This window comes from Mesorhizobium opportunistum WSM2075 (genome assembly GCF_000176035.2).
Taxonomy (GTDB): domain Bacteria; phylum Pseudomonadota; class Alphaproteobacteria; order Rhizobiales; family Rhizobiaceae; genus Mesorhizobium; species Mesorhizobium opportunistum.
Genome location: NC_015675.1, coordinates 3,076,588 through 3,102,149, shown reverse-complemented (window position 1 = coordinate 3,102,149; position 25,562 = coordinate 3,076,588). Strand labels below are relative to the sequence as shown.

Sequence of the window (25,562 nt, the reverse complement as noted above, 5' to 3'; positions counted from 1 at the left end):
GGGATCGACGTGCGCGCCCGAGCCCAGAAATGCACACTACGTGCTTGACTTTGAGAGGCGCAGCGACTGGGTTGTCTCCCTCCGCCAAATCCGCATACAACTAGAATGCAGCACACCTTCACCCGCCAAGAATTGTATGACCTAGTTTGGTCGACCCCCATCCTCACGCTCGCTAAGCGGTTCGACATTTCGGACCGTGGACTGGCGAAGATTTGTGCTCGGTATCAGATCCCCGTCCCAGGCCCGGGCTATTGGGCAAAAATCGAAGCCGGCCAATCTGCGTCAAAAACGCCGCTTTGGAAAATCGATAACCCGACTTTGGAAACCGTCCGCATCGGCGGCTACAAACCGCCAGTGAACCCCTACGTCGCGTTTGCGATCGAGGCCGCGGCCGGCACAGTCGTCGCCATTTCACACAGGAAACCCAAGTTGGGAGGGCAATCGGATTTGACACCGGGGCATGGCCTCACGGCCGAACGCGGATGATCGTCTTCCCCGAATGTCGCTCTTTCGAATTGAAGGTTGCAACGGCATCGTCCAGGGTCGCGACTATGCCAATATTCGTCCGCAATCTTCCGTCCCGCACCCGGTGAACTATCTCGCTTAGCTGGGCGCGATCGGTATCTACGACGAAGTCAATCGCCATACCATTGACGGGCGTTGCACCGGCCGGCCCTATGACGGTCACCAGCGTGCCTCCGGCCCGGATCAGGGCTGCAGACCGCTTCTGAATGTCGCCGCCAATGACATCGAACACCAGATCGACGCCGCCGACGTCTTCCAGAGCGTCGTTCTCAAGATCGACGAATTCATTTGCGCCGAAGTCGAGCGCCTTCTGGCGATCTGCCGTGCGTCCGGTGCCGATGACGTAAGCCCCGGCCTCCCTTGCAAGCTGCGTCACCATCGAACCGACGGCACCGGCCGCACCATGCGCAAGCACACTTTGACCCGCCTGAAGGCGACCGTGCTGGAACAGGCCCTGCCACGCGGTCAGGCCGGAGATCGGCAGGCTCGCACCGACGGTGAAGTCGACGTCGCCGGGTAGTGGGGCGAGATTGCGTGCTTCCATGGCGACATGCTCGGCTAGCGTGCCATCGCGATGCCAGTCGGCGAGGCCGAACACGCGCTGGCCGATTGAAAGCCCCGTCGTGCCGTAGCCGAGCGCAGTGACCACGCCGGCCAACTCATGGCCGAGGATCGATGGCGTCCGGTCACGGAAGGCTCGATCGGCCCAGGTCGAAGGCCACTCCAGTTCGGTGTTGACGAATCCCGCTGCATGAACCTGCACGAGGACATCGTTTATTGCCGCCCGCGGCTCGGGCCGCTGCACCAGCTTCATCCCGGCCTCTCCAGCAGCCTGGTCCGTCACTACGATCGCTTTCATGGGAATTGTCTCCTCAGACATTTGTGAGTGGGGGTAATTAGCGGGCGTGGCAGGTCTTTCGAGCTTCACGCTGCGACCGCGCCCTGGAGTGAGCCAGTCGAGCGCCCACCGATCCAGGCCTTTGTCACACTCCGCCCAGCATTCGGATATCGACGTCCTTTCGTTTCGTCTCGTATCGGAACGACCGGGAGTCGGCAGGGCGCCGCTCAACGGATCGACCGCTTTCAGGAAATCGCTGAGGTGACTCGACCGACATCAGGCGCATTGCTGCCATTCGGTTGTAGATAATGCGGTTGGATCAGCTTCTTGAATCAACTTCGGCGAGCCGCCTTATAACCGATTGAGAAACAACGATTATATCAGTCTGTCAGGGTCACCGTTTCTACAGGAAATCAACGCGACCTGCACATTGCGTCATATCGTCGGTCTCGCGTCAGATCGCAGGCATTTTTGTCGGCATACTCGGCCGAATCGCAAACTGCCAACACAGCTTGCAATTTGCGCTTGCTCAAAAAACGTGCATCTGTTTGTCTAGCGTGAAAACTTCGTTCCTGAAGGCACATACATTTTGTGCTGCCCATCAAATGCCTGGCATCGTCAGCATTACGGCAATGGATTTCCCCCAAGGTCAAGGCGATTGGCGTCGATCATAAGATTGTTGGGGAGAAGCCTCGTCCCACGACTTGGGGGCAGCTCGTCGTCAGCAAGCGAACCATACTCTGCGCCACTAGGACCGGTTGATGCAAGCGCACCTGACACACAGCTTGCCTGGTTCAGTGGCTCTTATAACCGAGCACTTCGGCTGAGCGTTAGTTCCCGCCGCGATTTGGCGATTTCAGGAAACCGATGACATCGGCTTCGGGGGGCGTTGCGCTACCCAGCATTAGCGCGCATCTGACGTCGAGATGTGCGCCTCGCGCGCGGCGCAGCTTCGACGATATGTCCATTTGTGGGCAACACAGCGTCTTTGCGCGATCTCGCGTCGGTCACTCGGTGCAACCGCTCGTAGGGCAGCAATTCCTTAATGCGCGCGTCAAGAGTCACGATTTCGGCGCGCAGATCTTCGCATTCCTGCCTCTGGATATCGAGCTGTATCTGGTCTGAAGCCAGTTGCAATGAGAGCTCCGATAGGTTGGTGCTGACCGCCGACAGGTTTTTCTTGTCGCCTTCGCTCTCAATTTTGAGAGCGACAAGCCTTTCCTCCGCGATCCGGCGCTCGGTCGCGAAATCGTTAGCCTGGGTTCTGAGCAGGGTGATCTCGGCGGAGGTTTCGCTGCTGTCGCTGGATGCCTTCTCCAGCCTCGATCGCAACTCCTCTATCTCGGAACGCAGGCCGCGCATCTCCGCGTGGGCGCGCGCCCGTTCGGCAGCGCTGTCGCTTTCCACGATGCGGGCCGCCTCGGTTGCCTCGGCAAGCTGGGCATGCGTGGTCTCCAGTGACTTCTGCAGCCGGGCTCCTTCCTTCTCGTGCCTGCCGAGTTGGCCCAACAGCTCGGCTATGTGCGCGGTTTCGTTGGCGTGAGTTGCCGCGAACTCGTCCAGTTTATGCCGAGCCTCGGTCTCCCGCTTTTGCGCCTGCTCGAGCTCGACCGAAAGGCCGACCTGCTTTTCGCGCAGCAGCTTGTTCTCGCTTGCGCGTCTGTCGACCTCGACGGTTTTGACGGTCAGAGCCTTGACGATCTCGCCGAACTGCGTTTCGCGCCTTGCACTCTCATTGCCCATTTCCACGAGCTCGAGCCGTGCCTTCGCAAGCGCTGTACGCAGCGACTCGCGGTCCTGGACTATGCCGGCCTCGCGCTGTTGCCAGACCTCGGCTGCACGGTCGAGTTCGCGCAGCTTGCGGGTGGTGTCGAGCAATTGTTCCGACAAGGTCTTGTGTTCCGTCGTCAAAGCGATATTGGCCAGTTCCAACTCATTGGCCCTTAGGGTGTCGCGATACAGGACGTTCAGAACCTCGCGCGTCATGCGATGCGCGGTGGCTATCTCGGCCAATCTGGTTTCGATCTCTTCCAAGTGGCCTTGCCCGTCCCGGAAAAGGCCGGCGACGGCCTCCAGGGCAGCAAGCCGGGTCTGTGTGTGCGGTGTCAACCTCACGGACGGCGCGTCGCTTTCGCCTTCAGCAGGGCCAGTGTCCTCGTTTGCCGGCACTTCCGCATCTTCGGAACCCTGCCCATTGGTCGAAAGGCAGTCCTCGATTGCTTCCGCCAGATCCGATTGGAATTCCTGAAATTCCTTGTCTACGTTCTCGGCCCGCTTGATTAGAGATTTGAAACTCACCACGACACACCCCTTATGCTCACCTTAGGCTGGCCTCCGGGCACACTTAACGAATTGCTAATGTATCGCATCACCTTCCATTCCGAAAGAGGTGGCTGCCATGGCCGATCCCGCCGACCGGATGGACGAGATCAGCGAGAAGTATGGCGAGGCGCAGCACCGGTTCGAGGAGCTCGACGGCAATGGGTTGGATGGCAGGGGGCGCGAGGTGCTCGGCGGGCTCGGCTTTTCAACGTCGGCAAACTGCCCTGGGGCTAGCAGATGCGCGTAGCGCTGGCGCGTTTTCTTCTCGTCCGGCCCGACGTCATGCTGCACGACGACCCGTCCAGCCGTCTCCACCTCGAAAGCCTCCTGCAGCGGTGGTGTTCCTGAGAGCGGAAGACGCCGGGTACGTCAACGCCGGCACCCTGCTGGCGGTTGACAGCGGCAACAGGCTTCAGGAGCGCAAGGGCCGAATCTGAAATGAGCGGTCGTTCCAAGAGCAGCCGTTTGGATTGCTGGCGCCGGCAATGTAGCCGATCGCATCGCCAGGGCCGTGGCCTTGGTCGTCAGAACGGTCCGCCAGTGCGGCGCGCCCGGATACGCGTGTTCGTTCAAAATGGGATGTGTTTCATTTGTATTAGAACAGGAGCATAAATGACTTGTTGCGGCATCTACGCGCAATTTTCAAGGGGAAACAAACATGCAGAATCAAACATCATTTCAACTCGCATTTTTCGCTTCTATATCGTTCTTTGTCACCGACGTCGCATTGGCGAAAGATGCTACCAAGACACCCTGTAGGGCCGATGCGCTGAGAGTATGCCACATGGCCAATGAGATTAAGGCGCAAGGCTGCCTTAAACAGCACCTCAGCGAAATCACTCCGGCTTGTAAGGCCTTTCTCACCAAGAAATGAAACCGCACAGCCAGTTGCCGGCTGTGCTCCGGCAACTGGCGCCACTGCCGCTGGGAAATGGCTCGCTCGCCATTTCCCAGCGGCCAAGGTCCGTATCGGAAATGCGACGCCCTCCCTGCCAGGGCTGGGCGTCCGAAGACGTCCAAATTAGCGCCGGCGCGCTCCATGCTTCTGGGGCCTGACGATACTTCCAGGCGTATGGCAGGCCACTTCGTAGCGCAGTTTCGCGACGGCGACTCCCCATTCCGGTCGCTCGGCCAAACCGCCCTGGGGCGCGAGCAGAGGCTGCAAAAGCTTGGTCAGCGTGCTCTTTCCTTTGGTCCGAACAGCGCGAACGTGAACTCGTGCTCGGCGCTGCGCAATATTAAGCCCCGGACCAATGCAACGCGGCAGATAAGCGTGTGCATACGTAGGGGAATGGCCGGTGCGGTTGGGCGCTTGGGAGCGAGCCACACCGGCCACTGCGGGAATGGTTGGGATGCTCCCCGCGCTGTTTAAATTAAAAGCATATTAGCGATCCCGCAATTATCCTTATGGCTGTCCGAGCCGTGGGAGCATGGATGACCAGCTCGACCCTAATCCGACATAAACGGCCTCCAGCCCGTTTGTCCCAAAGCGATCGCTTGCTATCGCCATCAGAATATCCTTGCATGTCGCAAATATTGTCGCGCCAGTAGCGGATGCCGGATTGGTGAATGCCCGAGGTCGCCGCGCATGCCGATGACCCACACCAGTAAAGACGAAAGCGGCCCGACGCTCCTCGGCAAACCAGCGATCCTCCAATAACCTGGCGTCCTGGTCGATGTTGCAAAAGAAAACCCGCGACAGTGAAGCCGACGGGTTGTCTTCCCTCGAATGTGCGCCCCTTTCCCGGATGGTCCGCCTGACCCAGGAACCCTGCACCCGACCAACTTAGTCAACGCACGCCGTCAGCGCTGTAGTATTGCGGCAACAGAACGGAGGATCACAGCTTGGAACGTTTCCCAACCGGATAGATCGAAGCGCGGCCCACCACCAGCGCTTCTCGAGTGCGCGATCTGCGTCAGAGCGGAGCCTGATCATCACATCAACTCATGTTCGCCCACCCGTCGCGCGGTGTCGGTTGGCATGTCCAAGCGGTCCATATGCGCCATAGGGAGGAAGCCCAGCACGACTCGCCCACCTGGCTTGAGAACGCGTGCTAGCTCCGCTGATCCAGATCCAAGGGTTTGCCAGAAGTACACTGTGTGGTCGCTGTGCAGAGTCCTGTTCATGCAGTTGTTAGGACAATCCTAAAGTCCGGCAAAGCGCCGGATAAGCGATGGATCCAGGTTAGAGACTCCACCGGCGGAAAGGCCAGTGCATTTTGTCGGTGCCGCTGCAGGTCAGTTTCGAGCTTTTGTTCGGGCCGGTGAACCGGCAGTGGCAGACTCACCGGGTGTCGGTCAATCTTACGTCGGGCGGGGCCGCAAGCGCCGGAAATCCGAACCGGCGAGCAGCCGAAGCCAGCCGACACCGCACCCTCGATAGCCGTCAAGCCGAACATGAAAACCAAACCGATCAAGCCGCAGGTGCAATCGTGCCGCTCAACAAAGGACACTTCAGAGGTACGTTTGCATCCTCGACTCAACAGGCGCGCGGACGGTCTGGGATGGCGAGACGGAGATGCCTGCCTCGCTAGAGGCAGCTTGCCTGCCGAAATTCCGTCTTGCTGCTCGATGGGAAGCCGTCCCATGATTCAGAACGCTACATCGCGCTTCTCATACATTCCGACGCGCTGTTGCGTCATCTCGCAGGTTATGCATTGCAGCGCGAAATTCTGCCATCGCATCTGTCTGGCGTGACAGCATCGCGATCCGCCGTTCGTAGCTCAAGATCAGATTTGTCAGCCTGCTAAGTTGCAACGAACGATCTGGCGACACAGAACGGTTTTCAATCGCCTCGTCAAGGAAGGCGGCGTTGGTGACACTGCTTCTATAGCGATTTACGAGATTTTCTTTCTCGGCATCCAACTCGGCAGCAAACTTGTCGAAGATCATTGCCAGAAAATCGAACCGCGCGATCCCCGCAGGTCGACTACGCGATGGATGTCTGGATATGAAGCTGAGTATCGACATCCCACCAATCTCGCTATGGCCTGGATCCTCACTGGCGGCAGCGCGGGTTTTTTGTGAGCGCCCCATCGCGGACTGCTTCCCTACGCCGAACATGGCTGCGTTGGTCTTGTCGCGAATGCCTGCGTGCCACACAACGCAAATCTGGTTGCCGAAAATCGCATCGGCCATGATGCCCTCGCCCCGCCCGGTAGGCAATTAGTCCTTCCGAATAGCAACCACGATCACAAATAGGTAGGTTGGTTGTCCCCTCAGCCGCTCAGGCCCGGCTGCTGGCGGGGGGTCCTTGGCGACAGGATAGGCAGCCGGGCCGAGCCGGGCGCTAGGGCTCCGGCGTGCCAATCTGTCCCGTGGAGCAATCATGCGCAAGGCGTCTCTCAGGAGAGAAAACTATCCCTTGAGATGGCTTCTGGAGGTGTACTACAGCATATGGAGTACTGGAGGTTTGCTGACTGGGCTCAATGGTGGCGTTGCTGATCCTTGCATGCCATCCCAAGGGAGATGTTGAGCGAAAGGTGGCCGGGCAAGTCAAGTAGACAGACCGACTGACTTCGCCGCAACATGACGCCAGCGCAGGCATCGCCGTCGATAGGTCCCATCTCTGTCGTCTTCGCGGGGGTGGCAAGCCCGAACCGCCGGCCGGCCAATTGGATGCTTCGTCGCGGCGGACCTCACCACAGAAAATCCCTGCGAATTATCGGCTGCCGGCCGACTAGCCGGGCTACATCTCGTCGTGTCGTACCAGGCAGGTGGGCGCCAGTTGGTTTGAACCATCAGCCTCGCACAGGCTTCACGTCTTTGACCCAATCCATGTCTGCCTCAGACCAAATGGCAAAACCCGCCTCTCAAAAGGTCTGGTTGTAGGTGCCGACTTCGGGGCTGCGGCGCAGCACGGCGTCGACGGCCTCGAACATCTGGCGGCGACGCTGCGACGACACCGGGCTTTCGACGACCACGACGAGCTCAGGCTTGTTCGAAGACGCCCGCACCAGCCCCCAGGTGCCATCCTCGGCGACGACACGCACGCCGTTGACGGTGATCAGGGCCGATATCTTCTGGCCGGCGAAAGCGGCGCCGTCGCGCATCATCGCCTGAAAGTCGGAGACCACCCGCTCGACCACGCCATACTTCACGTCGTCCGCGCAGTGCGGCGACATGGTCGGCGTGCCGAAGGTCAGTGGCAGCGCACGATAGAGGTCGGCCATCGAGCTGTCCGGGTTGCGGTCGAGCATCTGGCAGATGGCGATGGCCGTGACCAGCCCATCGTCATAGCCGCGCCCGATCGGCGGGTTGAAGAAGAAATGTCCCGATTTCTCGAAGCCGGCGACGGCGCCGAGTTCGGCGACACGCCGCTTGATGTAGGAGTGGCCGGTCTTCCAGTAGTCGGTGACGGCGCCATTGGCCTTAAGCACGCTGTCGGTGTTGAACAGCCCGGTCGACTTGACGTCGACCACGAAGGTCGAACCCGGGTGCTGGCCGGAGATGTCGCGCGCGAGCATCACGCCGACCTTGTCGGCAAAAATCTCGTTGCCTTCATTGTCGACGACGCCGCAGCGGTCGCCGTCGCCGTCAAAACCCAGCCCGACATCGGCGCCGGTCTCCAAAACCTTGTCCCTTATGGCATGCAGCATCTGCATGTCTTCGGGATTGGGGTTGTAGCGCGGGAAGGTGTGGTCGAGTTCGGTATCGAGCGGGATCACCTCGCAGCCGATGCGCTGCAACGCTTCCGGGGCAAAGGCGCCGGCGGTGCCGTTGCCGCAGGCGGCGACCACTTTCAGCTTTCGCGCGATACGCTTGTCCCTGGTCAGGTCGTCGAGATAGGTGGCGCGAAAATCGCGGATGAAATCATAGGAACCACCGCCGACAAGGTCGAAATCTCCGGCCTGCACGATCGCCTTCAGCGCGCTCATCTCCTCGGGTCCGAAGGTCAGTGGCCGCGCCGCTCCCATCTTGACGCCGGTCCAGCCATTTTCGTTGTGCGAGGCGGTGACCATGGCCACCGACTGGGTTTCCAGCGCGAACTGGGCGAAATAGGCCATCGGCGACAGCGCCAGGCCGATATCCCTCACCCGTGCGCCAGCGGCCATCAATCCGGACACCAGCGCCAGCTTGATCGACAGCGAATAGGAACGGAAATCATGCCCGGTGACGATGTCGGGGCCGGCTCCGAGACGGCGGATCAGCGTGCCAAGCCCCATGCCGAGCGCCTGGACACCGATCAAGTTGAGCTCCGGCGGCACAGCCGAACCGGGGTGGCCAAACCACCAGCGCGCGTCATATTCGCGGAAGCCGGACGGCTTTATCAGCGCCGCGGTTTCGAATTCGAAGCTGTTGGGCAAGGCCTCGCCGACGATCCTGGGGGTCAAGACTAGAAAACTCCAAATGGCTGGAACAGATATCGGTCAAGCGGCGACAATATCACACAAGCCCCAGCTCTTGCTCATTCGTCTGACAAACAGGCTCTCCTAACGGTGGGGTCGATCGCCGCATAGTTGTCGGCAGAGTTCCACATTGGCTCACGTATTCCGAAACGATAGGTAACGAATTATATCGCTACCTTATATCTTGTGATCAAGCTTCTGCCAGGTTGTGCACAGCTCCGTTTTGGTTCCCACCTGCGGTTGCTGTCCTGTGTCAGGAAATTGACTTATGAACTGGCGCCAGCACAGCCCAAGCGCCTCGGCGAGCGGTATTTTTGACGTCGCAGTTTAATAAGGTTGAGATAATTAATGCCCGTGTTTTTTTTCGACATCCAGGACGGCAAAACACGCTCGCCCGACACAGAAGGTACCGAATACCTGGGCATTGCCGAGGCGCAGGCCGACGCCATCAGGATGCTCGTGGCCATAGCGCAAGACGAATGGCATGATGGTGTGAAGAGCGCGCTGGCTGTCCAGGTATATGACGACAAACACAGACCTGTGGTCGCAGCCAAGATCGATTGCGCCGTAACGGTCTATGACGGTCCGTTGCGAGCCAATTAATTAGATCCGCGGTCCGAACTGTCAGGTTGCAAGGCGTTCAATGTCTTCAAGACGGCACGGCGCCACTTCCGGAACCCCATCTGCACGAGCCATCAGTTCGAGATATCGTTGAGCCGATGCGGTCCAGCTGTATCGAGCTGCTCTCGCCCGGCCGCGCGAAGACAAATCGCGTCTGAGACCCTCGTTCTGTTGCAGCCGCATGAAACAGTCGAACCAGGCATTGGCATTATCGGGGGAAGCGTAAAGAACGGCATCTCCGCCGATTTCTGGGAGGCTTGCACGGTCCGACATGACGACCGGACATCCAAGAGACATGGCTTCGAGCGGCGGCAATCCAAAGCCCTCAACAAGTGACGGGAACGCCAGGCACAAAGAGTCCTGCAAAAGTGCAGCCAGTTCCGCGTCCGACGTTCTTCCCAGCCAGACGACGTTTGGCGCGTTCTTGTAGTCGATCCTGCTGAAGACACGGGAGGCAGAGGCGCCGACGACCGCCACCTGCAGGCCCGCCGAACCAAGCCTATCCTGCAGGCCAAGGATCAGACCTATGTTCTTGTGCGGAATTGAACTGCCGAGCACAACAATCGTCCTTGGTCCGGCGACAGCCCGGGTGCGGTCTGAATGACGAGGCACCCAGCGAAGCGAATGTTCGTGCCCGTTGCCGATGACCTCGATCTTGGACGCTGAAGACACGCCGTGCCTCATCAACTCTCCGGCAGAGTATTGCGAGACCGTTGTTATCTTCAGTGCAGTCTTGCCCAAGGCAGGTACCAGTGTACGGTAAAGCAGTCGAAACGGCAGCGAATAGCTCTGCGGGCATATTCGCGTATTGACGTCGTGAATGCACAGTATGTGTCTGCGCACGCTCAAAGGGCCTGTGTTGCATAGGCTAAGCAGACCGCCACGAAGACGAGCCGGAAGGACGGCTTGTTCCCAGGCATGCCCCCCGAAGCTGCCGACTGTCCGGACGTCGATCGCTGAAAGGCCCGCCAGGTCATGTGGGCCGGGGGGAGCCAACAACTCAACCGCTAGGTCTCTTGCCAATGGACCTCGATCGGCGAGCAAGCCGTCCAGCGCCGAAATGATCTCGCGTGCATATCTTTGAACTCCTGTCGTCGGTTGCGCCAGGAAACGGCCGTTTATCGTCCAATGTCGCGTCATCAACAATCACAATTGGGCGCAAGGATAGCGGCGCGGGGATAAGCTCTCGGTCTGTCAGACTTTGCATGATGGGAAGGCCAAGGTCATCCTGGCCTTGCGACTTAGCTGGCGCAAAGTACGGTTTCCGGCCGTTCTCATCCGAAGGGCGTGTCCAGGGGCTGACAGCTACGCCCAATGTCTGGGGTTCGCGCCGGCTCGCCAATGGTAAGATGCCGCCCGACATCGCCGGCCTCAAATGATCTCTTCGATGGATCAGTGACAGATCTGGCAATGGAGTGAAGGCACATGATATCTGGCGACGTCCAGGCAAGTTTGACCTGATGCGGGCCGCGACCAAGTCATCGGGATTCGGAGTCGTTGGCCACCTTGCCGCGGCGACCATATGTCCTTGGCTATGCCTATGGTGCCTGATCACCACCGGTGCGTCCGCTGCGGACTTGCTTTGGGGCGTGAATGGCCATCCGTTCAATGCTTATCCCGGTATATCCATCGAAAAGCAGCTCGACTACGTCCGTGACCTCGGGATGAGGTCCTACCGTGTCAACATTTCCAACGTGGATAGCGCAGCCAGACTTGCCGAACTGATCAAGGCTGGGAGGGCACGCGGGGTAGAGATCCTGCCGGTGATCACACCCGAGCTCGATCTCGACCACAGCACTGTCGATGAACTTTACGCACAAGCCTATCGTCTTGCATCGACACTTGTATCTCGCTTCAAGGACGACATTCGCGTCTGGGAGCTCGGCAACGAGATGGAGAACTATGCCATCCTGTTGCCCTGCGAGATAAAGGATGACGGAGTGCAGTACAGCTGTGCCTGGGGACCGGCCAGCGGCATGGAAAAATCAGACTATTTCAGCCCACGCTGGGTGAAGGTGAGCGCGGTGCTGCGCGGTCTTTCAGACGCCACCATCGCGATCGACCCGACCATAAGGAAAGCGATGGGAACCGCAGGCTGGGGCCATCGCGCGGCATTCACGCGCATGCGGCAAGACGGCATAAGATGGGATATTTCGGTCTGGCACCTCTATGAGGGTGATCCCGAGGAGGCATTCAAGTTCCTGGCGACGTTCGGCAAACCGATTTGGTTGACTGAGTTCAATTACAGCGAAGGCAGCCAACGAGGAGAAAGCCAGCAGGCCGAAGGTCTGCTCGAAACCATGAACCTCCTGCGCAAATATCACTCTTCCTATGACGTCCAGGCTGCCCACATTTACGAGCTCCTCGATGAGACCTACTGGGCGCCAAGCTATGAGGCTTTTATGGGCCTCGTCCGGCTGGAAAAACGTGGCGGCGGGTTATGGACTCCCGGTGGAGAAAAACCAGCATACGAGGCGGTAAAGAAGTTCATAGCGGGCGGTAAGTCGGGTTTGGTTTCGCCAACAGTGACAACGACGAGCCCGATGCTTAGCGAGCAGGCATCGGATCCTTCACCGGGACCTGTGCGTGCAATTCACCCCTGTTCTATCGATACTATTGATAAGTCCTCCTTGAACCCGGCAAACCGGGTTGCTTATGCATACTGCTTGCTCCTGCATCGCATGCCCTCGCCGATCGAGCAGTGGAGCCAGGTTGTCGCCTTGAAAACCGACCCGTCGATCTCGTCAACACTCCTGCTGATATTGAATTCGGTCGAATTCAGAACAGGAAAGCTGCCGGCTGGCCTCGGAAACGCGAAATATGTAACGTTCCTATACCGGGTGCTTCTTGGTCGTGAGCCAGACAACAACGGCCTAGATTCCTATCTCGGTAAACTCAGTATCAACAAATTAACGCGCCAAGACGTTATGGCTGAATTGATAAATTCCTACGAATTTCACTCCAAGCATCCATGTTTGTTCTCCAATCAGCAGGCGGTTCAGTGAGTGTATTTGGTAAGCAGATCGCCAACGGGGCTTTCTGGGCGGCTGCGGAAACCTGGGGGCGGCAGGCCGCTATGTTTGCCGTGTTCGTGGTGCTGGCGCGCCATCTTAGCCCCGAGGCATTCGGGCTTGCCGCGCTCTCGATGGTGGTGCCGAATATTTTCGCCGCTCCGGTAACGCGGGGATTGCCCGACGCCATTATTCAGCGGGCCGAAATCGAACCCATTCATCTGGACTCAGCGTTCTGGCTGCTTATCTCGACAGGAGCGGTAATCAGTACCTTCATCTGGATGTCCGCCGGGATGATTGCAGCTGCGTTCGAGCAGCCGCAGCTATACGCGCTCGTCAAGTGGACCAGCGCGGTTGTTGTGATTCAGGCCTTTAATGTCGTCCCTGCGGCTATCTTGAAACGGGAGTTGAGCTTTCGCCTTTTTGCAGTGCGAACGCTGACAGGCTCCGTGGTAGGCGGCACGCTTGGAGTGGCAATGGCGCTTGCCGGATTTGGCGTGTGGAGCCTCGTGTGGATGCAGCTCACAAAAGCCATTGTCGAGACAAGCGTCATTCTCATTGGCAGCACATGGAAGCCGCGCTTCCGATTTTCCTTTGCCCGTATCCGGGAGCTTTTTGGATTTGCCGGCCCACTGATTGTGCAAACTCTCTGGAACCTGGGTAACGATGAACTCCCCAAGATCGTGCTTGGTGCGTTCCTCGGTCCGAGCGCCGTTGGCATATATGCCCTTGCGCGTCGACCTCTCGATCTTCTGGTCGAATTCCTGCTCTGGCCGATTATGGCCATCACGATGCCAACCATTTCCCGCATCCAGGCTCAACCAGAAAAGATAGACAGCTTTTTCAACACGACGATCCGCGTCGCCGGGATCATTGGTTTTCCAGCGTTTTTCGGTTTCGCAGCGGTGGCGCCCGTCGCCGTTCCATTCATCTTCGGCCAACATTGGTCGGTCGGCGTCGTGGCCGTCCAGATATTGATGATATTGGGAGTACAAAGAACGGTTGACGGCATCTGCGCGTATACGATCCTCGCACTAGGCCGCTCCGGGCTGCTGCTCAAGCTGAACATGATCTATACGGCTCTGGCCCTGGTCTTCATAACCGGTGGCGTGCAAGTCAGCTTCGCCTGGGCCATCGCTGGCCTGGTGGCCAGCAACGTACTGCTTCTGCCGGTCTTCCTTGTCCAGATCCGCCGAATTGCCCACATTGATGTCCTCCGGCCGCTGGTGATTTTCCCTCGGCTTGCTCTGGCATCGATCGCAATGTTTGCGCTGGTCAGTATGTGGGTAAGGGGCGCCCCCGCCAACGCCGCGCCAGGCTTCGTCCTGATCGGCGGCATCTTTGTTGGCGCGATCGTCTATGCCGCGGCCTCCTTCATGCTGGTGCGGCCCGACCTGCTCAATGCACGTAATTTTGTGCTTGGACTGAGGGCCCGATGAAAGTTGTCATACTGAGCCAGCCCTTTGACACAGTGACACCGCCGGCCCAGAATTCGATTGGCATATGGACATATGAGGTTGCCAGGCGGCTGGGTGGCGATTGCGAAACGACGGTTTTGGCGCGACGTTTGCGGGGCATGCCGGCGCAACTGGAGATCGACCGCGTACGTTTTGAACTGCTGAGATGCGCGCCGGCACGTATTTGGGGCCTCGCCTCGCGTGTCTGGAGGCATGTCAGGCCGCGATCGCCGTTGGTCGCGCAAAGTATCTATGCGGTAGACTATCTAGCCCAGGCCCTGCGGGCGATACGTCGGGTCTCGCCTGATGTAATCCACGTGCAGAACTTCCCTCAGTACGTGCCGGCGATCCGGCGAGCGGCGCCGAAAGCGGCAATCATGCTGCACATGCATTGCGACTGGCTTGCCGAACTTGACCGCGAAGCGATGAGGCGCGCACTGGCGGCCACCGATCTTGTCGTCGGGTGCTCTGGACATGTCCTCGCCGGCGCGCGCAAGCGCTTTGCCGAATTGGATAAAGCCTTCGCGGTTCTGCCGAATGGAGCCCCCGTTAGCCATACCGTCTCGGCCACAGCGCGAATTCCTGGCCGGGTATTGTTTGTCGGCCGCGTGTCTCCCGAAAAGGGCCTCCACACATTGATGGAAGCCTGGCAGATTGTGAGTGCTGAACTTCCCATGGCTCGCCTCGAGGTCGTTGGTCCATCGGCCACTCTTCCTCGCGAATTCTTGATTGACTTGAGCTCGGATTATGACGTTCGCGACCTCGCTCGCTTTTATAAGGGCGGTCGCGAATATCTCGGTTCTTACGAAGCGGCATTGCGCGCCATGCTACCCGCATCAATCGCTTCCACCGTCAGCTTTCTTGGTACCCTGCCCTACGGGTTGTTGACCCAGCGATATGTCGAGGCATCGCTCCTCGTAAATCCTTCCTTGAGTGAATCCTTCGGAATGAGCCTGATCGAGGCCCTGTCGGCGGGCACTCCCGTTCTGGCAACGCGCGTCGGCGGCATGACGGAAATTGTGGAAGGGATCGGGGGTGGTGTTCTTGTGGAAAAAAATGACCCGCAGGCGCTGGCAACTCAAATGATCGATCTTCTGGCCAACCCGGCGCGAGCGGCAATGATGGGATCTCAAGCAGCTGCGGGCGTCGCCGATCTTTATGGATGGGAAAAAATTGCTGAATCAACCCTTGCCCAGTATGCGACGGCCATCTCTGCGCGCCGTGCGCGTCTTTGAGGCAAACCGCTCTCGGATCAGCGCCGGGCCTTGAACGAGGTGAAGACCGAACCGGTGTCGTCGCCCCACTCCCAGTTCACGGCAAGTCCGACCCGCATGATGCGCAGTGCCGGATCATTCGGATAGATGTCGGTCAGGCTGCGTTGCATCACAGCTTCGTCATCGATGAAGATTTCAAACCGATTGCCGTCGAATGCGACGCGCATGCGAAACAGCTTCCCCCAGACGACCTTGTCCGCCACGTTGGTCCATATCGCATCGTAAAGTTCTTCAAAGCCGAAGCGTTTGATAAACACTGAAATCGAGGCCCCCGGGTAAACGTCGTCGAGCCAGGTCGTGACGCAGATGTAGTTGTCGCAATCTTGCCAGAAGACCAATCCGGCCCGGCTGCGTTGATCTTGTCCTCGACGCTCTCCGGGGGGCAGTACCGAAACCTCCAGATCGGTGAAACCCTGCAGATCCCACGGCAGTGAATAGAACGTGCGACCAGGGTTCGGCCGTTCCACGCTTGCCCGCACACGGGCGCCGCCGCGCCCGTCGAGGTCGATGATCCCGCCTCCGAGCGTCCGGCTCCATTGTCCGTTGCCGAACTCCGTCGTGCGTTGTTCCAGCTCTCCGGCAGGGCCGACAAAACTGTCGGCGTAAGACAGGCATGTACCGAGCAGCCGCCTATGCTCGCGCAAAGGCGCCATTAATGGCACAGGGACCTCGCTCGGATGCGCCTCGAAGCTGTGCCATCGGATTTCGCTGTCGGCACATTTCCATATACCTGCTCCGGTCGCGGTCTGCATGTCGACAGCACCCGCATGTGCCTCGAAAAGGCGAACCCCGTCCAGAAAACAGCTCACCTGGCCGCCCCAGTCGAGAATCTGGACCGAGTGCGTAGTGCCGGCTCGCAGCCCGTGTTCTGCATGTGAGGCGATGGCTGTCTCCTTGCCAGAGCGCTTGGAGACCAAACTGCATCCGAGCGCCGAGAGTTTCAGCAGCCAGTAATTATCGATATCGCCGAACCGCCAGACGAGCCCCCCGGCGCCAGAGGCCTTGTCGGTCTGCAGCAGTGCGTGGATCAGTCCGGACGAGCGGCCGGGATCGACGAGGCAGAAAGTGCCGGATCCATCCGCCCAGCTACGCCAAGATCCGCCGATATTGGCAGGCCGCGTTGGCAAGCCTTCGTCAAATGCGTCGGCAGCGTGAGCGGATCCAAACGTTTTAGCGAGCTGCGGTACCGTTCCGACGTGGATCGCCTCGACGCGCGTGTCGACCCTAAACCCGATCTGACCCAGCGCGGCTTGATGGACGCCGGCGAAAAGCTTCTCGTCCTTGTTGAACGGGTCGATCGCGATCGGCCGCATCATCGGGAACGCCGGAACGCCGAACGCGGTTTGGTCGGCTGCCGCGTAGTAGACAGCGCCCTGTTCGCGCAATGCCACGACGTAATACATATGAATGTTCTTCAAGCGCCGAAACGCACTAAGACAACGCTCGCCGACACGAGCCCATAGCTCTCCGTTCTCACCTTCCGCCGCGTGAACGACAAAGCAGCAGCCGTCTGCAGGCGGATCCATGGGGGCCTCTTTGGAGAACCAACCAACAGCCAGATTCTCGTTGATGTTCGGTCCCCGGTAGGTCTTTGACGTGCTGAGGGCCCACCACAAAAACCGGCGGACTGTGAGGCTCTTTCGCGGCGAGCGCACCAAGGCAAGCAATCGGCGGGGCCAAGGGTCGATGCCTGGTCCCCGCAGCCAACGGTAGAAGCGCCTGGCGATGTCGTCGGGTAGTGGTGAACCCTGCGAAGTGTTGTGTCCGTTGCTCAAGGAGACCATGAGCACGAGGCCGGGCTCGCGCTGAAAGGGGCCATAGGCGATACCTTGCCGACCCCAGCCCGGTCGCACAAGCGGCTGAAAGCGCAGGGCACCGTGATCAATCGCGATCTGTCGCTCGACATCGCGGCCGTGCCTGATGCCTCCTGTCGTCGCAGGCGTTCCTATCACCGTGCCGCGCGCGCGATTGTCGATAAAGTCATCGACCAGTATCGCGCTGGGGGAAGCGCCGTTGGCTTCTACCCCTTCAGCCGGCTCCGACCGGTCGTGCCAATCCAAGAAGATATCCTCACATCGTCATGGGCTGGGCAAGCAAATGCGACACCTGCCAGCCATCGTTGGCATAAGCTAGCGGCAGGGGCGAAACGGTGTATCGGATTGAAGCCAGGAACTGGGCGATCTCACCCATCTTGCGATCTGCACCCTCCTTTGTGGCATCATCAATCTCGCAAATCAGCTTTGGGCGATGCGTGTCCAAGGTCGCCACCATTCCACGAAAGACGTCCATTTCCGCGCCTTCGACATCGATCTTGATCAGGTTCGGCGGCCTCAATCCGTGTTCGGCTATGGAGGCGTCAAGGGTCGTCATCTTGACCTCGAGACGCCCATTCATATCCGGAGGCATGGAAACCGTGGCCAGGGTGGCGCCTCCGAGATGGCGAGCCAGCAACAACTCGACGTGCCCGCTGAGGGCACCAACGGCTTCGGCAAAAACACGAAGCCCGGTCAGTCCGTTGGCGTCACGGCTTCGCTCGATAGCGGCAGCATTTCGGGGGACAGGCTCATAGGCATAGACTTGGCCGGTGGCGCCGACCTGGCGCGCTGCAATCAGTGAAAAGAAACCTATGTTGGCGCCGATGTCATAAAAAACATCACCAGCTCTCAGGCGCGATGCAATCGCCTTCTGCACCGGAAGCTCATAGATTCCCTCGGCAAAATCGGGATCGGCACCGCGCGAAAATATCTTCAGGCCGGCGGCTTCTCCCTTGGCAATTGTCGGCATGCCGGACAAGACGTCATGCAGCTTCGTCGCTAGTCGCATCGATCTTCCTCACGAGCTGGCTCAAAGCGAGCACACCTCGAATATCGCAGAACCAGGCGCGGCTTTCGAGTTATACATCAGTTGCTGCGCTCACATCCTTCTGGCGGTACCCCAGCTAATCACCTATCGCATCAGACATGCCGACCTCACGCGTTAAGCTCATAGCGCGTGAACATCTCGTGGTTGCCCAGCAACCGACCGAGGAAGTCGCCGCCACCGATATCCCCCAGCACGGGCCAGCTATCGAGCCCCGCCGGCCGCTCGACCTGAGATCGGTGTGACATCAAGGCGTGGCGTTTTACATCGATCATGTCGCCGACATCGACAACGCAGTTGAACAATCCGATGCCACGCAGGCCGGCAAGGGTCCGCAGCGTTTGACGCAGCGCGGCGCGATGGAGCCCAGGCACTTGGCTGTGCAGGCTAACCCAGGGCCACTGATGCCAATACCAGACGGGATACTCGAAAAGGCTGACATGGCGGCCGTAAATTCGCAGCGCCTGCCTTGTGCCAAGATTGACGGCAACGTGATCGGAAGGCGGCTCCTTCGCGTGCGTGACGAAAACGCTTTGCGGCTGCCAGGCGACAAACAGCGGCGCGAGCGCATTCGCGATCGCTCCCACATGGGTCCTCGCCGCACCGTCCGGAACGCGCAGGAATGTCACACGGTCGGGCGATCCGCCCAGCCGGCGAACGGCCTCGACCGCTTCGCGTTCCCGGACAGTCCTTAGTGCCTGCGGCTCAACATGATCTGAATGGGAGGCCGCACCATCTGTAACGAACACAAATCTCACGTCGACCCCGCGGTGGAGTTTCTTGCTCGCGACACCTCCGCATCCCAAGGTCTCATCATCTGGGTGCGGTGCAACAATGACCGCCGATAACCCCCAGTCCGCTACCTCGAATGGATGAGCCCCCCTTATTATCGCTCTGTCGAGCATAGCGCCAAACGTATGCCTGAAGTTACGCATTCATGTCTTCCCATCATCCCTTCTTCGGTCTGGTTCAACCTGACAAACGCATGCTAGCAAAACCACAGTAAGGGGTGTGAAAATAATGAAGGTGGGAATTCTAGCAGGCGGACTAGGTACGCGCTTGGCGGAAGAGACCGAAATCAAGCCAAAGCCAATGGTCGAGATCGGAGCCAAGCCGATTCTATGGCATATAATGATGCACTATTACGCCTACGGCCACCGCGAATTTGCGATCGCCTTGGGATACAAGGGCGAATACATCAAGCGCTGGTTCAGTGACTATGTCGCATTCGATGGTAGTTTAACGGTCAATGCCGGATTGGGCAGTGTCAAGCGTCACTCCAATTCGCTGCCGGACTGGTCCGTCGATCTGGTGGAAACCGGACTGAACACGCTCACCGGGGGCCGCATAAAGCGGCTTATCGAATGGATGGGCGGCGAGACCGTGATGCTCACATGGGGTGACGGCGTTTCGGATGTAAATCTCGACGAGCTGATCGCCTTCCACAAATCGCATGGCAAGCTGGCCACCATGACGGCGGTGCGACCGCCGGCCCGCTATGGGCACATTGAATTCGATGGCAATCGCGTCGTCGACTTCACGGAAAAGCCGCAGGCCTCCGAGGGCTGGATCAATGGCGCCTTCTTCGTGCTCGAACCGGGGATCGCGGACTACATCGACGGCGACGACGTCATGTTCGAGCATGCGCCCATGCAGAGGCTCGCCAACGACGGGCAGTTGATGGCCTATCGCCACGAATCCTTTTGGCAATGCATGGACACGGTGCGCGAAAAGCATCTGCTTCAGAAGCTGTGGGACGGCGGCAACGCCCCCTGGAAGACATGGGATTGATCGATGAAAGTTCTGGTTACGGGTCATCTTGGCTATATTGGCTCTGTCTTGGCGCCGATGCTGCTGCAACGCGGTCACGAGGTTACAGGCCTTGACAGTGATATCTTCCGGGCGTGCACTTTTGTCGGCGCGCTGGCCAACACGCTGACGATCGAGAAAGACATTCGCGACATCGAATCCGATGATGTCGCTGGCTTCGATGCCATCATCCATCTCGCCGGCCTTTCAAACGATCCGTTAGGGGACTACCGGCCGCATCTCACAGAGGACATCAACTGCAACGCCTCGGTAAGGCTCGCCAGGATCGCCAAGGCGGCCGGCGTCCAGCGCTTCCTCTACGCGTCATCGTGCAGCAACTATGGAGCGGCCGGGGACAGCTTCCTGGCCGAAGACGCCTCGTTCAATCCCGTTACGCCCTATGGCGTATCGAAGGCGAATGTGGAGCGCGCCGTCTCACCTATGGCCGACGAAACGTTCAGCCCGACATTCCTGCGCGCGTCCACCGCCTATGGCCTGTCGCCGCGCATCCGCTTCGACCTGGTGGTCAACAACCTGACAGCATGGGCCTATACGACCGGCCTCGTCTACCTCAAAAGCGATGGATCGCCATGGCGCCCAATCGTCCATGTCGAGGACATTGCACTCGCCTACATCGCTGTGCTCGAAGCCGACCGGGACCTTGTCCACAACGAGGCATTCAATGTCGGCTTGACGACGGAAAATTACCAAATCCGTGAGATCGCCGCCCTGGTGCAGGCGATCGTTCCCGGCAGCCGTGTGGAGTTCGCGCCAGACGCCGGGCCGGACAAGCGATGTTATCGCGTCGACTGTTCCTATATCGGACGGCGGCTGCACGGGTTCAAACCGCAATGGACTGCACGGCGCGGTATCGAGCAACTCTACGACACCTTCAAGGCCGCAAGTCTGACGCTGGAAGACTTTGAGGGCGAGCGCTTCAAACGCATCGCCCATGTACAGAAATTGATCCGAGACGGCGAGTTGGATGGCGACCTGCGTCGCAGGCCAATGCTGGCGATGGCAGTTTGACAAAAATGTAGTTGAGGACGATGACCATGATGATCGCTGGTACGGCATCTGTGACCGAACAGACCTGCAGGTCTTGTGGTGGGCCTCACATGGATACGTTCTTGAAGCTTGGCAGGACACCTCTTGCCGACCGGCTTACAACTGATGCCAACCGTGGCGAGGCAGAGCCCGTTTTTCCGCTCAATGTCGCCTTCTGCCAAGACTGCAGTCTGGTGCAAATCACCGAAACGGTGAACCCCAGGATCCTGTTTGCCGATGCCTATCCCTACTACTCGTCATTCTCGCAAGCGTTGTTGGAGCACTCGCGGGAGAACGTTCTGGATCTGATCGAGCGGCGCGGACTGACCGGCGACAGTTTCGTGATCGAACTGGCGAGCAACGATGGCTATCTTCTGAAGAACTATGTCGAAGCGGATATTCCGGTATTGGGCATCGACCCGGCCGATGGACCTGTCGCTGCGGCAAACAAGATCGGTGTTCCGACAGATCTTGCCTTTTTCACGCTGGAGCTAGCCGAAAAACTTCGTGAGCAAGGCAGACAGGCCGATGTCATTCACGCAAACAATGTCCTTGCCCATGTCGCCGACACCAATGGTTTCGTCGCCGGCGTCGCCGGGCTCCTCAAGGATGACGGCGTCGCGGTCATAGAGGCGCCGTATGTCGAGCCAATGATCGATCATTGTGAATTCGATACGATCTACCACGAACATCTGTGCTATTTCTCAGTGACGGCTTTGGACAATCTGTTTCGCAGGCATGGGCTCTATCTCAATGAGATAAAGCACCTGTCGATCCATGGGGGCTCGCTTCGCCTTTATGTCGAGAAGCTGGAGCGTGTCGGAGCGAGCGTAAGCAATCAGCTGGCACACGAGAAATCACGCGGACTGGATGCTGTTGAATATTACCGTGATTTTTCCGCGAAAGTCGACCAGCTGAAGGTGGACCTTCGCAGTCTGCTGCATCGTTTGAAGGCCGATGGCGCCACGATCGCGGCCTATGGGGCCGCGGCCAAGGGGGCCACCTTGATCAACACCGCCGGGATCGGAGGCGATGTCCTCGATTTCGTGGTTGACCGCAACACACACAAGCAGGGCAAATACATGCCAGGCCAGAGAATCCCCATTCGCCCGCCCGAAGCCTTGCTGGATGCCCAGCCAGACTATGTGCTCGTCCTGGCTTGGAACTTTATCGACGAGATCGTGGCGCAGCAGTCGCAATATCGCGCTCGAGGTGGCAAGTTCATCGTGCCGGTGCCGACCCCACGGATCGTATGATCATGGGAATCCAAACCGCGCTCGGTGGCGAATTGCGCAGCGCCGTCCCAAGTCCCGCGCGCCTTCGTGGGGATTGTCCCGTGTGCGCAGGACAGCATTTGCTGCATTCAGTCTCCTTTAAAGCATTGCCGGTTTCGTGCAACTCACTGCACTCGGACGCGAAGTCGGCCGTCGCTGCAGCGACCGGCCACTTCGCCCTCGCCTTCTGCCGTGGCTGCGAACATTTCTTTAACGCGGCATTTGAAGACGATCGCGTCGGATACACCCCAGATTACGAGAATTCGCTGCACTTCTCGCCGCGTTTCGTAAAGTTCGTCGAGGATCTCGCGCACCGCCTATCCAGCACTTACGCGCTCGAGGGAAAACTGGTCGTCGACATTGGTTGCGGCAAGGGGGATTTCCTCAAACGCATTTGTTCGATCAGCGGCGCCAGGGGCATTGGCTTTGACAGGAGTTACGAAGACAATCGGGGCGAAAAAGTCGCCGGCGTAGAGTTCATCAACGACTGGTTCGGCGATGCCTATCCGAACGTCGACCCCGACTTCGTCTCCTGCCGTCACGTTCTGGAGCACATGGCCAATCCAATAGCCTTCCTGCAGGGACTTCGCTCTCATCCTGGAGTTGGATCCAAGTCGGTGTTCTACATCGAAGTGCCCAATGCTCTTTATACATTGCGCGACATGGGCATCTGGGATCTGATCTATGAGCACGTATCCTATTTCACGCCGCAATCCTTGCGGGCAGCGATGCAGACGGCCGGTTTCGAGGTGCTGGACGAGGGTTCCTCATACGGCGATCAGTACCTCTTTATAGAAGCAAAACCTCTGGCATCTCCGACGGCTATCGGTCTCTCGACGTCCGGGACGATCGACGCGCTGGTCCGCAAGTTCGATCGCACCTACCGCGACAAAGTGGCGTGGTGGCATCAGTACCTTTCAAAACAGGACCCGGCGCAGACCGTTGTGTGGGGTGCGGGATCGAAAGGCATCACTTTCGTCAACGTCGTTCCCGAGGGCGCGCGCATAAGCGCGCTCGTCGACGTCAACCCGCACAAGCAAGGCCGCTTTGCCCCGGGGTCTGGAACCCCGGTGATCGGGCCCGATCACCTGCGTGGCAGGCCTTTGCATTCGATCATCGTGATGAACCCTCTCTATCGCGACGAAGTAGCCCAGGCCGCCCGCCAGCTCGGCCTTGCGTCGGAGATCATCGTGGCATGATCGAACGAGGCGTCCTCTCGCAGTGAAGGCCTGGCTTCTTGATACTGGCGATGTCGATCCGCTGCAGGTTGATCGGCCTTAACCAGCAATGTCGCGTATAGTCGGTGGCCAGACGCAGGAACTGGGTCCACTTGAGTGGCGTTTTGAACAGCGATCGCAAAAGTGTCAGGGAATTCAGGCCGATCAGAAAGCGGGAGCGAACAAGCTGCCCTCGCCGATTGACGGCCGCGTATGTTACGAACCCACGAAACTCAGCGCCAAATCGCTTCAACACGGCATCGATTTGAACATCATAACGTTCGTTCACGCCAAAGCCCTGCATGGTTTTTGTCGTTCCCACGGGCCGCGTATGGCGCACGACGACATCGTCAATAATGGCGTACCGCAGCCAGGGTGTGTCAGTCAGGCGGGTCCAGAGCAAATCTATCCCTGTCTCGTAGCCCAGCCCGAACAATCCCAGCGCGGCCCGCAGGCAACGTGCGCTAAACACGGGGCACATCATTTCGACCGTGTTGGTGTATCGCAAGACGTATTGCCTTCCGCTGGTCAGGGTCGACGCATATGAAAAATAACTGTCTGATGACAAAGCCGGTTGAAACAAATCGAGATTGTACGTCTTGCCGATTTCAAAAAGGCGATTGATATCGTCCATGGTGGTGTCGATGTCATCGTCGATCAGCGCGATAAGATCGTAGTTGTCCAAGATCTCTGGGTAGCATTGGAACAGGGCATGATATCCGGCAATCTTGCGGCCGGGGAGGAAGACATTGAGATCGGTCGGTCGATGAGGAACACCAGCCTCATAGGCGGCGACCAGAAGGTCAAAACCGGCCTTGCCCACCCCATTCACCCAGCCGGGATGCAAAGATCTGCGTCCCGCGCGTACGATCACCAGATTCCTCATGCCCGACCCCTTGGGCAATTGTCGCGGGATTGGGAAGGCCGATGCACCCGGTGCCAGCTTGCGGCGATTCATTCAACCTCCGAGCGGATGGTCACCAAAATTGCTCATTTAGCCAGGAGATCGATTGGAAATTGTTTGGATGCGTTTTAGCGCCTCAAGGCCGGCACCGCGCAGTTTCGTGCGCAAGGTGGGAGAAACAACCCCCACGGCTTCAAGGCACAGTCGCGCGACAAGCAGTGGATTAAGGGCCCAGGCAAACAGATGAAAAAGTGTCCGCCCAAACGGTACGATCCCGCGGTGCCGATAGACGATCGCCATCAGATGCCTTAGCCGTGTCGACAGCTCAAAGGCGTTTGCCTTGGAGCCATCCGGATTTTGCCAGACCAGTCGATCGGAACTCGGCAGTCGAACCGAGCGCATAGGATGGTCACGGCTAAACAGAACGGCCTCAGGAGCGCCCACAAACGTCCCCAGCAGAGCGATTTCGGCCAGAAGGGCACAGTCAGACCCATAGTACGGCTCGTGCAATGTTGTTTTGACCAGGGCGTCTCGCCGCCAAAGGCCAAACATGGCCGCGTCCCATCCGTGCGCCGCAACCATCAGCCGGAAGCGGGACGCCGGCGGCGCTCTTTCCATGCCGGGCGGCACACGTTCGACATACCCCGTCAACTGTCCGGCCTCGTCGATGCCCAGCAGGCGGGGGTAGGCAATCACATGCGTGGCGTTCTCGTCGAGCGCACGAACGCACGCCGTGAGAAAACCTCCGTTTACCGTATCGTCGTGCGCGCACCATTTGAAATATTTGCCGGTGCTCAGTTTGAAAGCCTGGTTGAAGTTGCCGGCGGCGCCTAGATTGCGTTCGTTGCGAAAATAGCGGATGCGTCCATCCCGTCGTGCGAATTCCTGACAGATATCCGCGGTCCTGTCGGTGGAGGCGTTGTCGGTTATGACCAGCTCGAAATCGTTGAAGTCCTGATCGAGGATCGAACGGATCGCCTCGGCGAGGAAATTCTGGCCGTTATAGACGGGCAGACCTAGGGACACCTGTGGAGGCATGGGTACTTCCATTTTCAG

At 58.8% G+C, this 25,562-nt stretch carries 20 protein-coding genes and 1 pseudogene; 11 read left to right on the top strand and 10 right to left on the bottom strand.

Annotated features, from left to right (window positions below; all coding sequences use genetic code 11):
* The first annotated feature begins 105 nt into the window (after positions 1-105).
* Complete coding sequence (locus MESOP_RS14840) at positions 106-486, top strand: hypothetical protein (protein WP_013894127.1); 381 nt, start codon at positions 106-108, stop codon at positions 484-486.
* On the opposite strand, the gene MESOP_RS14835 is transcribed toward MESOP_RS14840, so the two are convergent.
* Together MESOP_RS14835 and MESOP_RS14830 are read right to left on the bottom strand one after the other, a co-directional pair.
* On the bottom strand, positions 467-1,384 hold the full coding sequence (locus MESOP_RS14835; RefSeq protein ID WP_013894126.1) for an NADP-dependent oxidoreductase: 918 nt from the start codon (positions 1,382-1,384) through the stop codon (positions 467-469). The genes MESOP_RS14840 and MESOP_RS14835 overlap by 20 nt on opposite strands.
* An 873-nt stretch (positions 1,385-2,257) precedes the next feature.
* Positions 2,258-3,661, bottom strand: a complete 1,404-nt coding sequence (locus tag MESOP_RS14830; protein WP_013894380.1) for a coiled-coil domain-containing protein — start codon at positions 3,659-3,661, stop codon at positions 2,258-2,260.
* A 94-nt stretch (positions 3,662-3,755) separates the two neighbouring features.
* Here MESOP_RS14830 and MESOP_RS34670 point away from each other — a divergent pair.
* Positions 3,756-4,015 (top strand): annotated as a pseudogene (locus tag MESOP_RS34670) (ABC transporter ATP-binding protein); the annotation flags it as partial.
* Positions 4,016-4,343: 328 nt separating this feature from the next.
* Positions 4,344-4,559 carry a hypothetical protein gene (locus MESOP_RS35610; RefSeq protein ID WP_013894124.1) on the top strand — a complete coding sequence of 72 codons (216 nt, stop codon included), beginning with the start codon at positions 4,344-4,346 and terminating at the stop codon, positions 4,557-4,559.
* A gap of 1,739 nt (positions 4,560-6,298) precedes the next feature.
* Here the strand turns inward: MESOP_RS35610 and MESOP_RS14815 are convergent.
* Positions 6,299-6,823, bottom strand: coding sequence for a hypothetical protein (locus tag MESOP_RS14815; protein ID WP_013894123.1), 525 nt, complete (start codon positions 6,821-6,823; stop codon positions 6,299-6,301).
* A 674-nt stretch (positions 6,824-7,497) separates the two neighbouring features.
* Positions 7,498-9,018, bottom strand: a complete 1,521-nt coding sequence (locus MESOP_RS14810; RefSeq protein WP_013894122.1) for a phosphomannomutase/phosphoglucomutase — start codon at positions 9,016-9,018, stop codon at positions 7,498-7,500.
* Between the two features lie 363 nt (positions 9,019-9,381).
* Here MESOP_RS14810 and MESOP_RS14805 point away from each other — a divergent pair, with 363 nt between their 5' ends.
* Entirely contained in the window at positions 9,382-9,636 is a 255-nt protein-coding gene (locus MESOP_RS14805) for a DUF6894 family protein (RefSeq protein WP_013894121.1), read from the top strand.
* A 21-nt stretch (positions 9,637-9,657) separates the two neighbouring features.
* On the opposite strand, the gene MESOP_RS36180 is transcribed toward MESOP_RS14805, so the two are convergent.
* Entirely contained in the window at positions 9,658-10,395 is a 738-nt protein-coding gene (locus MESOP_RS36180) for a glycosyltransferase family 4 protein (protein WP_245265102.1), read from the bottom strand.
* A gap of 719 nt (positions 10,396-11,114) precedes the next feature.
* Between MESOP_RS36180 and MESOP_RS14795 the strand changes: the two genes are divergently transcribed.
* From MESOP_RS14795 to MESOP_RS14785, 3 genes are read left to right on the top strand one after another with little or no spacing between them, the layout of a single operon-like run.
* Positions 11,115-12,659: a DUF4214 domain-containing protein gene (locus MESOP_RS14795; protein WP_013894119.1), complete on the top strand. Its 1,545-nt coding sequence runs from the start codon at positions 11,115-11,117 to the stop codon at positions 12,657-12,659.
* On the top strand, positions 12,656-14,104 hold the full coding sequence (locus MESOP_RS14790) for a lipopolysaccharide biosynthesis protein (protein ID WP_013894118.1): 1,449 nt from the start codon (positions 12,656-12,658) through the stop codon (positions 14,102-14,104). Before MESOP_RS14795 ends, MESOP_RS14790 begins: the two co-directional genes overlap by 4 nt.
* Positions 14,101-15,357 carry a glycosyltransferase family 4 protein gene (locus MESOP_RS14785; protein ID WP_013894117.1) on the top strand — a complete coding sequence of 419 codons (1,257 nt, stop codon included), beginning with the start codon at positions 14,101-14,103 and terminating at the stop codon, positions 15,355-15,357. The genes MESOP_RS14790 and MESOP_RS14785 overlap by 4 nt, the downstream gene beginning before the upstream one ends.
* A 17-nt stretch (positions 15,358-15,374) precedes the next feature.
* Here the strand turns inward: MESOP_RS14785 and MESOP_RS14780 are convergent, their stop codons facing one another.
* The 3 genes from MESOP_RS14780 to MESOP_RS14770 form a co-directional block, all read right to left on the bottom strand.
* On the bottom strand, positions 15,375-17,456 hold the full coding sequence (locus MESOP_RS14780) for a hypothetical protein (protein WP_013894116.1): 2,082 nt from the start codon (positions 17,454-17,456) through the stop codon (positions 15,375-15,377).
* A gap of 10 nt (positions 17,457-17,466) precedes the next feature.
* A complete protein-coding gene (locus MESOP_RS14775; protein ID WP_013894115.1) occupies positions 17,467-18,219 on the bottom strand; it encodes an FkbM family methyltransferase in 753 nt (250 codons plus the stop codon).
* A 146-nt stretch (positions 18,220-18,365) separates the two neighbouring features.
* Complete coding sequence (locus tag MESOP_RS14770; protein WP_013894114.1) at positions 18,366-19,190, bottom strand: PIG-L deacetylase family protein; 825 nt, start codon at positions 19,188-19,190, stop codon at positions 18,366-18,368.
* An 85-nt stretch (positions 19,191-19,275) separates the two neighbouring features.
* On the opposite strand from MESOP_RS14770, the gene rfbF reads away from it, so the two are divergent.
* Genes rfbF through MESOP_RS14750 form a run of 4 tightly spaced genes read left to right on the top strand, consistent with a single transcriptional unit; the run spans position 19,276 to position 23,584 of the window.
* Entirely contained in the window at positions 19,276-20,046 is a 771-nt protein-coding gene (rfbF, locus tag MESOP_RS14765; RefSeq protein ID WP_013894113.1) for a glucose-1-phosphate cytidylyltransferase, read from the top strand.
* Between the two features lie 3 nt (positions 20,047-20,049).
* The gene (locus tag MESOP_RS14760; protein ID WP_013894112.1) at positions 20,050-21,093 is read left to right on the top strand and encodes an NAD-dependent epimerase/dehydratase family protein; all 1,044 of its coding nucleotides are present in this window, start codon (positions 20,050-20,052) and stop codon (positions 21,091-21,093) included.
* Between the two features lie 20 nt (positions 21,094-21,113).
* A complete protein-coding gene (locus MESOP_RS14755) occupies positions 21,114-22,367 on the top strand; it encodes a class I SAM-dependent methyltransferase (protein ID WP_342447464.1) in 1,254 nt (417 codons plus the stop codon).
* A 2-nt stretch (positions 22,368-22,369) separates the two neighbouring features.
* Positions 22,370-23,584, top strand: a complete 1,215-nt coding sequence (locus tag MESOP_RS14750; protein ID WP_013894110.1) for a class I SAM-dependent methyltransferase — start codon at positions 22,370-22,372, stop codon at positions 23,582-23,584.
* Here MESOP_RS14750 and MESOP_RS32985 read toward each other — a convergent pair.
* Positions 23,571-24,560 carry a hypothetical protein gene (locus MESOP_RS32985; protein WP_013894109.1) on the bottom strand — a complete coding sequence of 330 codons (990 nt, stop codon included), beginning with the start codon at positions 24,558-24,560 and terminating at the stop codon, positions 23,571-23,573. The two genes, MESOP_RS14750 and MESOP_RS32985, sit on opposite strands and share 14 nt — an antisense overlap.
* Before the next feature lie 36 nt (positions 24,561-24,596).
* A complete protein-coding gene (locus MESOP_RS14740) occupies positions 24,597-25,544 on the bottom strand; it encodes a glycosyltransferase family 2 protein (RefSeq protein ID WP_041164137.1) in 948 nt (315 codons plus the stop codon).
* Positions 25,545-25,562 lie beyond the last annotated feature (18 nt).